Genomic DNA, 16156 nt, shown 5'->3' with positions numbered 1-16156 from the left:
TGAGTGTGTTTGCTCGATGTATTGACACTCGATCGAACACTAGGGCTCAATGCAGAACAGTCCGAACTCCTGACGCGAAGTGCTCGACTCGAAGGAGAGTCATGTCCAAACGCGCGCTCGTAGCGACGGTCGCCCTGGTGTCGTCGCTGTTCTTATCCACCCTGACGGGCTCGACGCCCGCGCAAGCGCAGGACAACGGCGCGTCGCGCACGCCGCCGATGGGGTGGAGCAGTTGGAGCTCCATCAGGAACAACCCCACCGAGGCCAAGATCAAGGCCCAGGCTCAGGCGATGCACGACTCGGGCCTGATGTCGGCGGGTTACAAGTACATCAACCTGGACGACTACTACATCAAGAACCCCGGCACCACCGTCGACCAGTACGGGCGCTGGGTCGTCGACACCGGCAAGTTCCCGAGCGGTATGAAGAACCTGGGCGACTTCGTCCACGGCCTGGGTGAGAAGTTCGGCATGTACGTGACGCCGGGTATCCCGAAGGCGGCGTACGACCAGAACACCCCGATCGAGGGCACGTCGTACCACGCACGGGACATCGTTTCGAGCACGTCGACCTTCGAGTCGAACTACGGCGGGTTCGGCAACGTCATGTACTTCATCGACTACAAGAAGAACCCCACCGCGGCGCAGGCGTTCGTGAACTCGTGGGCGAACCTGTTCGCCTCCTACGGGGTCGACTACATCAAGATCGACGGCGTGCACACCAGCGACCAGGACGACGTCATCGCCTGGTCGAAGGCGCTGAACCAGACCGGTCGCACCATCCACTACGGCCTGTCGAACACGCTGGACATCAACAACATCAAGACCTGGCAGCAGTACGCCAACAGCTGGCGGACGGGAGGTGACATCGAGTGCTACTGCTCGACTCTCACCAACTGGAGCAACGTCGGGCCGCGTTGGGCGAATCTGGCCCAGTGGGGGCAGTACGCCGGTCCGGGTGGCTGGAACGACCCGGACTCGATCGAGGTCGGCAACGGTGACCACAACGGCCTGACCGTGAACGAGCGGCAGAGTGTGATCACCCTGTGGGCGATCACGCGGTCGGTGATGATGCTGGGGAGCGACCTGACCAACCTGGACGCCGGTGACCTCAACATGCTGAAGAACGCCGAGGTGACCAACGTCAACCAGACAGACTCCGTGGTGGCCAGTCAGATCTCGAACAACAACGATCTGCAGGTGTGGGCCACGAGGCAGAAGAACCCGGACGGCAGTTACACGGTGGCGTTGTTCAACCGTTCCGACCGGGCCGGCAACGAGACGGTGACGGCCAACTTCTCCGACCTCGGGTTCAGCGGCTCCGCCACGGTGCGCAACCTCTGGGGCAAGTCGAACGAGACCCTCACCAACTCCGTCAGCCGGAGCCTGGCTCCGCACGAGTCCGCGCTGTTCAAGGTCACCCCGTCCGGCTCGGCGACTCCGGTCGGCGGCACCCTGACCAGCGGCCTCTCCGGCCGCTGCGCCGACGACCCGAACAGCACCCTGGTGAACGGCACCCAACTGGCGGTGTGGGACTGCAACGGCGGTACCAACCAGAAGATCACCTACAGCTCCTCGGCCAAGACGCTGAAGGTGCTGGGCAAGTGCTTCGACGCCCACAACAAGGCCACCACCGCCGGTACGCACGTGGAGATCTACGACTGCAACGGCGGCGCCAACCAGCAGTGGAACGTCAACTCCAACGGCACGATAACCGGCGTTCAGTCCGGGCTCTGCCTCGACGTCACCGGGGCCACCAACCCCAACGGCTCGGGCCTGGAACTCTGGAACTGCAACGGCGGCGCCAACCAGCAGTGGACCCTCGGGTCCGGCGTCAAGGTGTCCTGACGGGCCGAGTCGCGGCCAACGTCGCAACACCGCCTGTCCGCCGGACAGTTCACCGGCGGACAGGCGGTGAACTGGTCTCGGGCGGTAGCAACAGGGGCTTCGCCCGGACGGGCCGGCCGCCACCCCCGACGGTGTGCGGCAAAGCGGAACAAGCATCAGTGCCGGGGTCATGCACACGGGTGGACATGGCTCCGGCCACTGAGGTTCCGGTACACGCCGGTCCGGGCCCGTGTGCGGTGCGTCCTCGGTGTCGTGCCTCCGTTCCCGAAGGGCCGCCCTCAGGAAGCGTGCGAGTGGCCGTTGCCTACTGTTCCGGCGAGGAGGAAGCCGATGCCCGCGAGGAACTGCTGCCGGTCGTCGTGCGACGCCATCTGCTCGGCGACCCTGTGGACGAACGGATACCTGGTGTCGTCATGCTCCCGCGTCCACTGTGCGGTGACATTCGTCAGGAAGGCGGTCCTGTCGGTACCGGGCGGCAGAGTGCGCGCGACCGCCGCCCACTGCCCGGCAACCCCCAGCACGTAGTTCACGAACGAGGACGCGGCGTCGAACTGGGCTTCCTCGGGGACACCGAGGGCGTCGAGGTACCTGCCCGTGTCTTCGAAGATCTGCAGCATCGCCGTCTGCCACGGCTCGCTCGAGAGCGCTGCTCCGACCCATGGGCGGTGGTGAATCACATCGAACAGTCCGAGCATGAGAGTGCGTATCGCCTCGTCCGGCCCTGAGGCGGCTGCCGCCGTGCTGGACACATCCGCGACGATCTCGCTGGTGGCCGCACGCAGCAGCTCGGCCTTGCTCTCGACGTGGTGGTAGATCGCCCCGGGGCCGGTGGCGAGGCGGCCGGCCAGGGTGCGGAAAGTGAGCGCGGACTCGCCGCCCTCGTCGAGAAGCTCGATCGCGACGCGGACGATCTGCCTGGCCGTCAGCGCTTCCCTGCGCCGCCCCGTGGGCGGATCTGTCATCGGCATGCTCTCATTTTGACACAGATGGAACCGTGTTCCATACTCAGATTGGAACGCTGTTCCAAGATCCTGTCTCTTCTCCGAAAGGGCGCGCGATGATCAGCAGCAGCCAACCCGGCACCGTCCTGAAGATGCGAGCAAAGCCCGGAAAGGGTGACGCCCTCTTCGAGCTCACCCGCGACCTCCACCACACCGGCGACCCGGACGGCCCGGTGGACTGGGTACTGGCTCGCGACGACAACGACCCCGACACCCTGTGGGCCTTCGAGTTCTACCGGGACCAGGAATCGTTCGAGCGCCACTTCTCCGACACGGTGATCGACAAGAACCACGAGGACGTCATCGCCCTCCTGGCCGAAGCGCCCCTCCGCGTCAACGTCCACCCCTTCGCATCCAGCTGAAGCCCCCGCGGAACCCGCGTCCCCCGGCCCGATCGCTGCCGCGCCACCTGTGAAGTGCTGCTCGGCGGGCCGGGCCCGGCCGCTTCGCCACGGCCCACCGGACCGCGTGCCCGCGTCGGCCATTCCTCCGATGAAGGAACCACGTACCGAATGAGTTCTTCCTCCACCAAAAAGACCTTCGGGGCCGTCTCGGCTCTCGTCTCCGCCGCTTTCGTCCTGTCGCCCGCCGCGTCCGCCCAGGCGGCGGTGGGCGGCGACCCCGATTCCCTGCAGAGCCGGCACCCGAACGCGACCTGCTCGCAGACGCAGGTGCCGGTTTCCGTGCCGGGCGTCAAGGACGGCCACATATACGGGGAGCTGTGCACGCCCCGCCACCCCAACGCGCACAGCCGCACCGTGAACCTGCTGGTCCCCGGCGCCTCCTACGACCACACCTATTTCGATTTCCCTCTCAAGTCGGACAAGTACTCCTACGTCACGCAGGCACTGAACGCCGGGTACTCCACCTTCGCGGTCGATCGGCTCGGTACCGGCCGCAGCAGCCTCCCGCCGAGCGACCTCGACACCGTTCAGAACCAGACCGAGGCCCTGCACCAGGTGATCACCCGTCTGCGTGCCGGTGACGCCGGCCACCGCGCCCTCGGCACGGCCGACAGGCACACCTTCAGCAAGGTCGTGTGGGTCGGACACTCCCTGGGGTCCGCGATCGCCTGGTACGAAGCGCAGAAGCACCACGATGTCGACGCGTTCGTCCTGACCGGGATGCGGCACGTGCCCGCACAGGCGTCCGGCGACTCGGGCAGCGAACCGCCCCAGGGCTTCATACGGGCCTCGGACGACGCGCGGCTGAAGCTCAAGACCACGGATCCCGGGTACTGGACCACGGCTCCCGGAACGCGGCAGTTCGGCTTCTACTACCAGCCCAACGCGGACCAGGCCGTCATCGACAAGGACGAGAGCCTCAAGGACCTGACGAACAAGTGGGACCTGGCCGAATCCGCCACCCCCGGCCTCCCGGCCGCCCAGTCTCCCTCACGCGCGATCACGGTGCCGACCCTGCTGGCGTTCGGAGACCAGGACATCAGCTTCGGCTGCGCCGCGACCAGCCCGACCCCCTGCACCTCGTCCGCCGTCGAGAAGCTGGAGAAGCCGTTCTACCCCAAGGCCGACCTGAGCGTCATGGTCGTCCCCAACAGCGGCCACGACATCCAACTGCACAAGAACGCACCGCAGACGGACGACGAGATCCTCAACTGGATCAGGAGCGCTGCCCCCTCGCACTGAGTACGCACCGCGGCAGGTGAACGAGCCGCAGAGGTGCCCGGCGCCTCTGCGGCCGTCCCGCGGCGCATCCTCCACCACGTGGCCCGGACGCCACATCGCTGGAACGACGTTCCGTCGTGAGAGTGGAACGTAATCCCCATCTTCGAGCAGGGAGCCAACATGACGGCCACCACGACACCGGTCACGATCATCGGGGCGGGCCTCGGCGGCCTGACCCTCGCGCGCGTGCTGCACATCCACGGCGTCCCCGTGACCGTCTACGAGTCCGACCCCTCGCCCTCGGCCCGCACCCAGGGCGGTCAGCTCGACATCCACGAAGAGGACGGGCAGCAGGCCCTCGCGGACGCAGGCCTCACCGAGAGGTTCCTGTCGATCATCCACGAGGGCGCCGACGCCAGCCGCGTACTCGACAAGGACGGCCGGCTGATCCTCGATGTCCCGAGCGACGACTCGAGCCCGCGTCCAGAGGTCCTGCGCGGCGATCTGCGGCAGATCCTGCTCGACTCCCTGCCCGCGGACATGGTCCGGTGGGGCCGCAAAGTCACCGACGTGCGTTCTCTCGGCGAGGGGCGCCACGAAGTGGTCTTCACCGACGGCACCACCGTCACCAGCCGGCTCCTCGTGGGCGCCGACGGTGCCTGGTCGAAGGTCAGGCCGCTGCTCTCGGACGCCAAGCCCACCTACACCGGCACGACGTTCGTCGAGACCTACCTCCACGACGTCGACGAGCGCCACGCCCGCACCGCCGCCGCGGTCGGCAAGGGCGCCATGTACGCGCTCACCCCCGGCAAGGGCATCGTGGCCCACCGCGAAGCAGGAGGCATCCTGCACACCTACGTCGAGCTGAACCGCCCCGCCGAATGGGTCGCCGGCATCGACTTCGGCGACCCGGCCGCAGCCGGCAGCCGTGTCGCCGCCGAGTTCGAAGGCTGGGCGCCCGAACTCACCGCCCTGATCACCGATGGCGAGACCGCCCCCGTCGCCCGCATGATCTACACGCTCCCCGACGGACACCGCTGGGAACGCACCCCCGGAGTCACCCTCATCGGAGACGCCGCACACCTCATGCCGCCATCCGGCGACGGAGCCAACCTCGCCATGTTCGACGGCGCCGAACTCGCGGTGGCCATCGCCTCGCACCCCGGCGACACCGAAGCGGCCCTCACCGCCTACGAGCAGGACATGTTCCCGCGCAGCGCCCGCTTCTACGAGGACGCCCACGACATCATCGAGCGCTGCCTCGGCGACAACTCACCCGCCAGCTTCACCGAACTCTTCACCGGAGGCCCCGCGACGGACGAAGAGCCGGAAGCCCACGACCGCTCCTGACGCCCTCGACCCGCCGCGACTTCGGCACACGAACCGCCGTACGGCCTCCATGCCCCGCGACCGGGAGCCATCGCCAAATGGAACCGTGGGCGACGAACGGCCGGGCCGCCCGAACTGCTCCTTGCCCGCCGGCCGAAGCGGTGACCGATCCCGGCGCACACTCCTTTCGACAGAGGCCCCGGCCTGTCGGCTGCCCCTCCGGGAGAGAGAAAGGCACCCGCTCGTCGCTCCCGGGGGGTGACCGTGCGCTGAGTGCCGGTGTGCTCGGCCACACGGGCGACGAGGACACCGGAGGCCGAGGAGCCGGGCCCGCCGGAAAGGTCGGCTCTCGCCGTTCCGCGTGCAGGACCGGAGTCAGCCGGGCCCCTGCCGATCTGCCCGTACGCGCCGCGGTGCGGCCAGTGCGGGCACAGCCGTGTCCGGCGCGGTCGACGCGATGGGTTTGACGACTGGCGGCGGCCGCCGAGGGAGATGTGTCCCGTCGGCGCGTTGTCGCGTCGCGGGCGAGGTGGGTCGGCGCAGCGCCGAGCAGTGAAGCGGCGACCCGGCCGTCCCCGGTGGTGGTGCGGCGCAACCGGGTGCGGCGCAGGCGTCGCGTCCGGCGGGATTGCGCGGCCGGGGGCGGGCGTGGGGTGGCGTCGTTGTGGCCCATGGTGTTGATCCTCACCGGCCTGCGGGGGCCGAGGTGTTCGATCCGAGCGGCACTGCGCTGCCCACGACCGGGCCCGACGCGGCCGAAGCCGGCCTCGGCCTGTGAGGGATCGACGGTGGACACAGAGCCTCCACGGCGTGATGGACGGACCTGACGCGCCGGCGCTGGAGCAGCCGACGGAAGGGTTCTCCACGGATGTGGCCCCGGCGTGATTCCAACACAACCCACCAAGTTGCAACGGCGGTGTCGGCAGGCGTAGTTGTACGCCTGCCTTCGCGGGACGTCTATGTGCGCGGCACCAAGGAACCTTGGATTTCATGATGTCCAGGCGGTGGTAGGAGGTCGTGGCCTGCGGTTTCTCGGGCGCGGGGCGTATGCGCGTAGTCCCGCTGTGAACACAGAGACTGATGAACCGTCAGTTACAAGTGCGGTGAACGCGCCGGGAGTTGTGTGTCCACCGTGGGACCGCCGTCCCGCGGCGGATGCCCGGCTTCGAGGGTTGAAGACTCAACTTGGTTTTCTGTTCATTCGTGTGCGAAGTGTTGACGGTGAATTGAACACGACATAACACTGTGCGCCGTGCCCCCTCGGTGGGTGAAGGACGCTTCGCCGCGAGGAAACCGCACCACCGGCACATGAGGGGCGGCGACCGCCGTCCGTCCTGCCGCCAACCAAGCCGTCCCCCTCCTTTCGCAGGGTGTCGACCGGCCGGCGGATACCGCCGACGCGCCTCGGAGCGCGGCGGCGCACGCACGTCTCCGGTCGTCCCGAGCCGCGGACGGCCTCAGGGCCAGTGAGCCGAACGGAGAGGTTCTATGTCACGGAAACGTTGGCCGAGCGCTGTGCTGGGCGGTGTCCTCTTAGCGGCGGGCGTCGCCGGGCAGGCGGTCGCTGCCGCCCCCGCCCCGGCGGGAGCAGCCGCCGCGTGCCCCTGGGTCGGGTCGACCGCACCGGTGCCCGACCGGGTCGCGCAGCTGCTCGACGCGATGTCCCAGGACCAGAAGCTGGCGATGGTGGCCGGCGACGGCAACGCCTACGCGGGAGTCGTCCCGGCCCTGCCGTCCCTGTGCGTGCCCGAACTCGACCTGTCGGACGGCCCGTCCGGCGTCGGGCAGCGTCTGACCGGAGTGACCCAGCTCCCCTCGGCGGTCAGCGCCGCGTCGACGTGGGACACCGCCGCGATGCAGAAGTACGGAGCCGTGGTCGGCAGCGAGCAGGCCGGCAAGGGCTCGGAGGTCGATCTGGGCCCGACGGTGAACCTGGTGCGCGACCCCAGATTCGGGCGGGCCTTCGAAACGCTGGGGGAGGACCCCTATCTCGCCGGTGCCATGGGCGCCTCGGACATCCGCGGCGTGCAGAGCCAGGGCGTCATGGCCCAGCTCAAGCACCTGGCGGTGTACAACCAGGAGACCTACCGCAACTCGCCGGACGACAACGCGATCGTCGACGAGAGGACGTTGCAGGAGCAGTACCTCCCGGCCTTCGAGACCGCTGTCGAGGACGGCGCGCCCTCGTCGGTGATGTGCTCCTACAGCACCGTCAACGGCACCTATGCCTGCCAGAACAAGGAACTGCTGACCACCGTCCTGCGCGACCAGTTCGACTTCCAGGGGTACGTCACCTCCGACTGGGGCGGCACCCACGCGGGCGCGGACTCCGCCAACGCCGGTATGGACATGGAGATGGGCAGCCGGAACTACTACGGCACCCCGCTCAAGAACGCGCTGGCCGACGGTTCCGTCAAGCAGTCGACCCTGGACACGATGGCCGGCCGCATCCTCACGCAGATGTTCACCTTCGGACTGTTCGACAAGGCCCCGACCGGTTCGAAGGCGGCCCAGGTGAGCACCGCGGACCACGTGGCCACCGGACGGCAGGTCGCCGAGCAGGGCTCGGTGCTGCTGAAGAACGCCGACAAGGTCCTGCCGCTGAGCCCCGCGAAGGGCTCCTCCATCGCGGTCCTGGGCAGCTGGCAGAACTCCGGCGGCGGCAGCGCCTCGGTCCACGCGGACTCGGTGGTCAGCCCGCAGCAGGGCATCACCTCCCGGGCCGGCTCGGACGTCGACGTCCAGTACGTGCAGGGCTCGACGTCCTCTTCCGCCCTCGCCACCGTGCCGGCCGGCGTGCTGACCCCGGCCTCGGGCGGCGGCACCGGCCTGACCGGCACGTACTACAACAACACCACGCTGTCCGGTACCCCCGTGCTCACCAAGAACATCTCCACGCTCGACGAGGACTGGAACGGCGGTTCACCGGGCTCCGGGGTGAACTCCACCAACTGGTCGGCGAAGTGGACCGGCACTCTGAAGGCCCCCGCCTCCGGCGTGTACACCTTCGCCACCACCAGCGACGACGGAAGCCGCGTCACCGTCGACGGCAAGAGGATCGTCGACCAGTGGGGCGACCAGCAGGAGACCACCCGCTCGGCGAGCGTCAAGCTCACCGCGGGCCAGTCGGTCCCGGTGGAGATCGACTACTACAACAAGAGCGGTGGCAGCGGCCTCACCTTCTCCTGGACCCCCGCCGACTACAGCACCAGTGCGATCCGCTCCGCCGTGGACCTGGCGAAGAAGTCGTCCGTCGCCGTCGTCTTCGCGAAGGCCGACACGTCCGAGGGTTCCGACCTCAAGGACATCGAACTGCCCGGCGACCAGAACCAGTTGATCGCCCAGGTCGCCGCGGCCAACCCGCACACCGTCGTCGTCCTCAACACCGGCTCCGCCGTCACCATGCCCTGGCTCGACGACGTCGACGGCGTGCTGGAGAGCTGGTACGCGGGCCAGAGCGAGGGCACCGTGATCGCCTCGCTGCTGTTCGGCGACGTCAACCCCTCCGGGAAGCTCCCGGTGACTTTCCCCAAGTCGCTGGCCGACGTCCCCGCGCGGACCGCCGCGCAGTGGCCGGGCCAGGGCGGCAAGGTCCAGTACTCCGAGGGCCTCGCCATGGGCTACCGCTGGTACCAGTCCAAGGGCATCACGCCCCTCTTCCCGTTCGGATACGGCCTCTCTTACACGTCGTTCGCCTACAGCGACCTGCACGTCACCGGTCCGGACGCGCACGGCAACTCGACGGTGACCGCCACCGTGAAGAACACCGGGAGCCGTGCCGGAGCCGACGTGCCGCAGCTCTACGTCACCGCCCCCGCCTCGACCGGTGAGCCCGGCAGGCAGCTCAAGGGATTCCAGCGGATCGACCTCCAGCCCGGCGCGAGCAAGCAGGTCAGCTTCTCCGTGCCGATGCGCGCCCTGTCCACCTGGAACACCGCCGGCGACAAGTGGGCCGCCACCACCGGCACCTACGGGATCGCCGTCGGGAACACCTCGGGCAGCCCTCAGTTGAACGGCAGCCTGACGGTGGCGTCCACCGCCACCGGCAACACGGTCCAGGTCGCCGACCTGGCCGGAATGAGCAGTGAGGTCGGCACCCAGGCGAGCCTGACCCTGCACGCGACGGACTCGGCGTCGGGCCAGAGCCTGCGCTGGAGCGCGGCCGGCCTGCCCGCGGGACTGGCCATCGACGCCGCGACCGGCAGGATCTCCGGCACCGCGACCGCCGCCGGGACCAGCACGGTCACCGCCACCGCGACGGACGGCACCGGCGCGGCCGGAAGGACGACCTTCGTGTGGACCACCACGCCGACGGCCAGGACGGGCCCGGTCGTCTCCGGCCTCTCGTCCTCCCTGTGCCTGGACGACAAGGCGGCCGACACCGCCGACGGCAACCCGATCACGATCTACACCTGCAACGGCAGCGCGGCCCAGCAGTGGACCGTGTCCGGCGACACCCTCCAGGTCCTCGGCAAGTGCCTGGACATCACCGCCGCCGGTACCGCCAACAAGACGCCGGTCCAGCTCTACACCTGCAACGGCACCGGCGCCCAGGTCTGGCAGGCCCGCTCCGACGGCACCCTGCGCAACCCCGCCTCCGGCCGCTGTCTGGACGTCCCGGCCGCCTCCACCACCCCGGGCACCCAGGTCCAGATCTTCGACTGCAACGCGTCCGACGCCCAGAAGTGGAAGCTGCCCTGATCCCGCGTCGCCGCGAGGACATGACGCGCGCCCGGAGGGCGCCGGGCACGAGGGCGGTACGGGTCCCGATCCCGCAACTGGCCCCTGACCGACCTTAGTTGTCATCCACCTCGGGGGCGTCCACGCCCATGGGTGTGCCGCGCCTGCCGGTCCGGCCGGACCGGCAGGCGCGGCACCACATCCGTTGGAACACATATGTGAATAGCGGTCGGTCTGCTGTCGCGGGGGTTGCCCTCACGGGCAGGCTGATCTAACTTCCCCGTGAGTGAGTTCACATGGAAGCTCGCTGTTCATGTACATGACCCGTGACCCCCACCGTCGGGAAGGCACGTCATGAACGACATCCCCAGCCGTCGGCGCATCCTGAGCACCATCGCAGGGGGCGCTCTCGCCACCCTGGCGGCCGGCGGCACCTCGGCAGCCGCCACTCCGGCCGTCCCGCAGACCTACAGCGCGCCCACGCCGCGCACCCGGCTCGACCTCAACTCCGGCTGGCGCTTCCACCGGGGCGACATCACGGGGGCACAGGCGCCCGCCTACGACGACAGCGCGTGGAGCACCCTCGACGTCCCGCACACCTGGAACGCCCAGGACGGCGCCGACGGCGGCGGCAACTACTACCGGGGCGTCGGCTGGTACCGCAGACGCGTCACCGTTCCGGCCGGCCTGGCGGGCAGGATGCTCTTCCTGCAGTTCGCGGGCGTCAACCAGGTCGCCGACGTGTGGATCGACGGCACTCACCTGGGTCAGCACCGAGGCGGCTACGCACGCTTCCGCTTCGGGGTCACCGCCCAGCTCGCACCCGGCCGGGAGAGTGTCCTCGCCGTCAAGGTGAGCAACGCGCACGACCCCGACATCGCGCCGCTGAGCGCCGACTACACCTTCCAGGGCGGCGTCTACCGCAACGTCAGCCTGCACGCGCTCGACAAGCTCGCGGTCCGGATGCTCGACTACGCGGGCCCGGGTGTCTATCTGAGCCAGCGCAGCGTGACCTCCGCCTCCGCCACCGTCGATGTCAGAGCGACGGTCTTCAACAACAACAGCACCAGCCGCTCGCTGGTGGTGCGCGCCGTCATCACCGACGCGGCCGGCACGATCGTGGCCGACCGGAGCAGCACGTCGCAGCGCATCGGTCCCAACTCGGGCCTGGACGTGACGCAGACGCTCACCGTCGCCAACCCCCGCCGGTGGAACGGCCTGGCCGATCCCTACCTGTACAGCGCCCATGTCGAGATCCGCGACGCCGCCGCCGGGACGGTCACCGACGTGGTCACCGAGCCGCTCGGGCTGCGCAGTTTCGGCCTCGACCCGACCTCGGGCTTCACGCTGAACGGCAAGCACGTGAGCCTGCACGGCGTCAACCTGCACCAGGACCGCGCCGACCGCGGCTGGGCAGTCAGCGACGCCGACCACATACAGGACTTCGCCCTCATCAAGGAGGTCGGCGCCACCGCGGTCCGGATGGCGCACTACCAGCACGACCAGAAGGAGTACGACCTCGCGGACGCCGCGGGCCTGGTGGTGTGGTCGGAGATCCCGCTGGTGGACGCCGTCACGGACTCGGCCGCCTTCAGGGACAGCACCGCATACCAACTGCGCGAGCTGATCCGCCAGAACCACAACCACCCGTCGATCGTCTTCTGGGGGATCGGCAACGAGCAGCGCACGGACAACGCCACCACGAACGCCCTGCTCGGCGAACTCGCGTCGATCGTCAGGAGCGAGGACCCGGGGCGCATCAGCACCTACGCGAACAACCTGGGCAACGACGCCGGGGTGGCGGGCCACGCGGACACCACCGCGTACAACAAGTACTTCGGCTGGTACGGCGGTTCGTACGACGACCTGGGCGGCTGGGCCGACGGCCTGCACAAGGCCGAGCCCCAACGCACCTTCGCCGTATCGGAGTTCGGTGCCGGCGCCAACCCGGCGCAGCACGCGCTCAACCCGTCGCAACCCAGCTCCGGCGGCTCGTTCCACCCGGAGGAGTACCAGGCGCTGCTGCACGAGGCGTCCTGGAAGCAACTCTCCGCCCGGCCCTTCGTCTGGGGCTCCTTCGTGTGGAACATGTTCGACTTCGCCTCCGACGGGCGCAACGAGGGCGGCCGGCCCGGCATCAACGACAAGGGACTGGTCACGCGCGACCGGTCGATTCGCAAGGACGCCTTCTACTGGTACAGGGCCAACTGGTCCGCCGCACCGACCCTGTACATGACCAGCCGCCGCTGGACCGCGCGCACCGACGCCGCCACCGAACTGAAGGTCTACTCGAACGCGTCGGAGGTCACCGCCTCGCTCAACGGCGCCTCCCTCGGCAAGCGCGGCAGTACGGATCACATCTTCAGGTGGGACGGCGTGACACTCCGCCCGGGCCCCAACACCCTGACCGTCACCGCCACCATCGCCGGCGCCACGCACACCGACACGGTCACCTGGATTCTCACCGCGTCCTGAGGACACCTCCGGCGGCACGTCGTGCGGCGGTGTCGGCCCGCTCCGGCCCCGACAGGGCGGCCGGAGTCATCAACGCATCGGAGAGACAATGAAGCACGAACCCATCAAACGCAGGACCGTGCTGTCGACGGCCGTCGGGGTCATGGCCGCGGGCGCGGTCACCGCTCTGCCGCAACAACCCGCCCGCGCGGCGGCCGCGGAGCGCGAACAACTCACCGACTACGCCAAGCACACCGTCGACGGCGGCCGGAGCCTCACCATCACCAGCGCGACCGGCCAGCGGCTGCGGCTCACCGCGTACGGCGATCAGATGGTCAGGGTGCGCGCGACCCGCGCGGGCGAGGACTTCTTCGCCGACACCCGCTACGAGATGGTGCAACCGTCGAGCCACACCTCCCTGGGCGGCAGCCTGAGCGTCAGCGCCACCGCGGACACCCTGGAGATCCGTACCGGCGCGACGGACGGACTGCGCGTCGTCCTGCGCAAGAAGCCGCTCCGGCTGGAGTTCTACTCGCGGGCCACGGGCGCCCTGCTGGCCAAGGAGGACAGCGCACACGGCATCACGTGGGACGGCTCGAACCTCACCGTCGCCCGCGAAGTGTTCGCCTCTCCGCAGGACGGCGAACGCTTCCTGAAGGCGGGGCACGGAGCCCTCGGCCGCACACCCCGACTCGACCGCACCGGCGACACGGTCTCCCACAACTACTCCGGCGCGGTGGAGAACCCCGGCAACCAGGCACCGGCGATCGTGCCGTTCTACCTGTCCAACAAGGGGTACGGCGTCTTCTTCAACACCACCTTCGACACCACCTTCAGTTTCGGCGGCAGCACCGGGTACGCGTTCTCCGCGGACGGCCACGATGCCGGGGGAGCCCGCCCCCAGCTCGACTACTTCCTCGTCAACGGCCCGCGGTTCGCGCAACTCCTCGACCGCTACACCCAGCTCACCGGCCGTCCGAGGCTGCCGCAGCGGTCCATCTTCGGGCTCCAGATGTCCGACAAGAACTTCGCCGACGTCAGTGACCAGAACTGGTGGCGGCAGAAGATCACCCAGCACCGCGCCGCGGGCTTCCCGTTCGACCACCAGGTCAACGACAACCGCTGGCGCGAGGGCTCCGGCTCCTGGTCCGGATCGTGGTTCGAGTTCAGCCACGAACGCTGGCCCGACCCGGCCGGATATCAGAAGTGGGCCGCCGCGAACGGCGTCACCGTGACCCTGGACTACAACCGCAACAACACCAACGAGATGGCGGGCTGGAAGGGCGGACCACCCCCTGGCTACAGCTTCGCGGCGGCCGACCTCAAGAACGTGAAGGAGAACGACGCGGTCCCCGACTGGAGCAACCCCGACACCCGCGCCTGGGTGTGGAAGGTCTTCTGGGACAAGGCACTCGACCCGACACTCCGATACCCGGGCGACGCCCTGTGGATCGACGAGGTCGACGACCTCGGGGCCATCCCGTACACGGCGAGGACGGCCGACGGCCGCACCTGGTCCGAGGACCGCAACGCCTACTTCCTCAACGTGCACAGGGCCGTCGGCGAGGAAGGCTGGGACCCCTCGGGGAGCGGGCACATCGGAGCCGCCAAGCGTCCCTGGACGTGGAGCCGCGGAGCCACCGCGGGCCAGCAGCGCTACGGGCACTACTGGTCGGGCGACATCGACTCCACCTACGACGAGATGCGCAACCAGATCCGCGGCATGCAGACGGCCGGGCTCGGGGGATTCCCCTTCGCCAACATCGACGGCGGCGGCTTCGGCCACGGCGAGGTGATATCCGACGCCCTGTACCGCAACTGGCCCGCCGGCTGGTCCAGTCTCGCCCCGATCTGGCGCCCGCACGGCACCGCCTCGACCAAGGACAAGGGCAAGCGTGCCTCCCGCTGGCCGCTCGACCAGAGCGCCACGGTGCAGGCGGACTTCGCGAAGTACGGACAGCTGCGCTACGGCCTGATGCCGTACATCTACACACTCGCCCACCAGGCCGCCGCCACCGGCATGCCCATGGCCCGGGCCATGGTGATCGACCACCAGGACCGGCCCCAGGCCTATACCCACGACCTGCAGTACATGTGGGGCCCCTCGTTGCTCGTCGCCCCCGTCACGTCCGACGGCGGGGAGGTGCAGAAGATCTGGCTGCCGGCCGGAACCGACTGGTACAACTTCTGGTGGGACGGGCGCCACGCGGGTTCCGACACCGAGGACTTCTCCTACACGACCCGCACCGGAGAGGTACCGCTGTTCGTGAAGGCAGGGGCGATCCTGCCCCGGTATCCCTACGCACAGAGCACCGCCCACCTCACCAAGCGGCAACTGGAGGCGGATGTCTACGCCGGGGCGGACGGCGTCTTCGAGGTCGTCGAGGACGACGGGGTGACCGAGGCCTACCGGACGGACAAGAAGACAGCCACCACGCGCCTCGCCTACACCGACAGCTCCAAGCGGGTCGTCGTCGCACACCCCACGGGCACGTACGAGGGCGCGCCGGACAGGCGCCGCTACGTCGTGCGCTTCCACGGCCTGGCGTCGGCCGTGGGCATGCGGGTCAACGGCGGGCCGACACTGCCCGCGTTCACCAGTGAGGCCGCCGCCCTCATCAACGGGAAGGCGGGGGGCTGCGCATGGGACGCCCGGGCGAAGGTCCTGAGCGTCGTCACCACGGAGATCCCGGTCGGCACGAGTGGCGGTGACGCGGCCGTCGTCGAACCCAGTGGAGGGGCGTTCCCGCCCGTCGGCGGCGGTACGGTCCACCAGGCCGAGAGCGCACGGCTCGACAGCACCTTCGCCCTCGACACCAGCCACCCCGGCTACACCGGCACCGGCTACGCCGACTTCGTCGGGACGTCCGCCGGAGCCATCCTGGCGTGGACGATCCCCGTGGCGGCGGCCGGAACGAAGCAGCTCGTTCTCCGTTACGCCAACGGCGGCAGCGGGGACCGCCCGGTGACCGTCGACGTCAACGGCAAGAAGGCCGGCACGCTCGACCTTGCGCCCACCGGGAGTTGGGACACCTGGGCGACGGCCTCCGTCACCGCGGACCTGCCCAAGGGAGACGCCGTCACCGTCCGCGCGATCCTCGTGCAGTCCCAGGGCGCGAACATCGACTGCCTGATCGTGCAGTAGCGCCGGTCGCACCGGCCTCCCGTCGAGCCGGGCGATCCGCGCCCGGAGGCACGAACGAGAACCGGACGCATAGTC

The 16156-nt window shown here is 69.1% G+C and carries 8 protein-coding genes; 7 read left to right on the top strand and 1 reads right to left on the bottom strand.

All coding sequences use genetic code 11. From position 1 onward, the window contains the following. Positions 1-101: 101 nt before the first annotated feature. Positions 102-1847: a ricin-type beta-trefoil lectin domain protein gene (locus ACFZA0_RS33965; protein WP_391024151.1), complete on the top strand. Its 1746-nt coding sequence runs from the start codon at positions 102-104 to the stop codon at positions 1845-1847. 278 nt (positions 1848-2125) lie between these two features. Here the strand turns inward: ACFZA0_RS33965 and ACFZA0_RS33960 are convergent, their stop codons facing one another. Continuing rightward, positions 2126-2815: a TetR family transcriptional regulator gene (locus ACFZA0_RS33960; RefSeq protein ID WP_391024150.1), complete on the bottom strand. Its 690-nt coding sequence runs from the start codon at positions 2813-2815 to the stop codon at positions 2126-2128. Between the two features lie 89 nt (positions 2816-2904). Here ACFZA0_RS33960 and ACFZA0_RS33955 point away from each other — a divergent pair, with 89 nt between their 5' ends. From ACFZA0_RS33955 to ACFZA0_RS33930, 6 genes are all read left to right on the top strand, one after another. Beyond that, complete coding sequence (locus ACFZA0_RS33955; RefSeq protein ID WP_391024148.1) at positions 2905-3210, top strand: antibiotic biosynthesis monooxygenase; 306 nt, start codon at positions 2905-2907, stop codon at positions 3208-3210. A 150-nt stretch (positions 3211-3360) separates the two neighbouring features. Further along, complete coding sequence (locus ACFZA0_RS33950) at positions 3361-4494, top strand: alpha/beta fold hydrolase (RefSeq protein WP_391024145.1); 1134 nt, start codon at positions 3361-3363, stop codon at positions 4492-4494. A 159-nt stretch (positions 4495-4653) separates the two neighbouring features. After that, positions 4654-5823 carry an FAD-dependent monooxygenase gene (locus ACFZA0_RS33945; RefSeq protein ID WP_391024143.1) on the top strand — a complete coding sequence of 390 codons (1170 nt, stop codon included), beginning with the start codon at positions 4654-4656 and terminating at the stop codon, positions 5821-5823. A gap of 1605 nt (positions 5824-7428) precedes the next feature. Then, the gene (locus ACFZA0_RS33940) at positions 7429-10503 is read left to right on the top strand and encodes a glycoside hydrolase family 3 C-terminal domain-containing protein (protein ID WP_391024141.1); all 3075 of its coding nucleotides are present in this window, start codon (positions 7429-7431) and stop codon (positions 10501-10503) included. A 333-nt stretch (positions 10504-10836) separates the two neighbouring features. Then, positions 10837-12957 (top strand): glycoside hydrolase family 2 TIM barrel-domain containing protein, encoded by a 2121-nt coding sequence (locus tag ACFZA0_RS33935; RefSeq protein WP_391024139.1) that lies wholly within the window; start codon positions 10837-10839, stop codon positions 12955-12957. A gap of 88 nt (positions 12958-13045) precedes the next feature. Further along, positions 13046-16081: a TIM-barrel domain-containing protein gene (locus ACFZA0_RS33930; protein ID WP_391024137.1), complete on the top strand. Its 3036-nt coding sequence runs from the start codon at positions 13046-13048 to the stop codon at positions 16079-16081. The last annotated feature ends 75 nt before the right edge of the window (positions 16082-16156 follow it).

This window comes from Streptomyces sp. NPDC008150 (genome assembly GCF_042956945.1).
In the GTDB taxonomy this organism is placed as follows: domain Bacteria; phylum Actinomycetota; class Actinomycetes; order Streptomycetales; family Streptomycetaceae; genus Streptomyces.
Note: the sequence above shows the minus strand (reverse complement) of the source record. Positions and strands in the feature narration are given on the sequence as shown.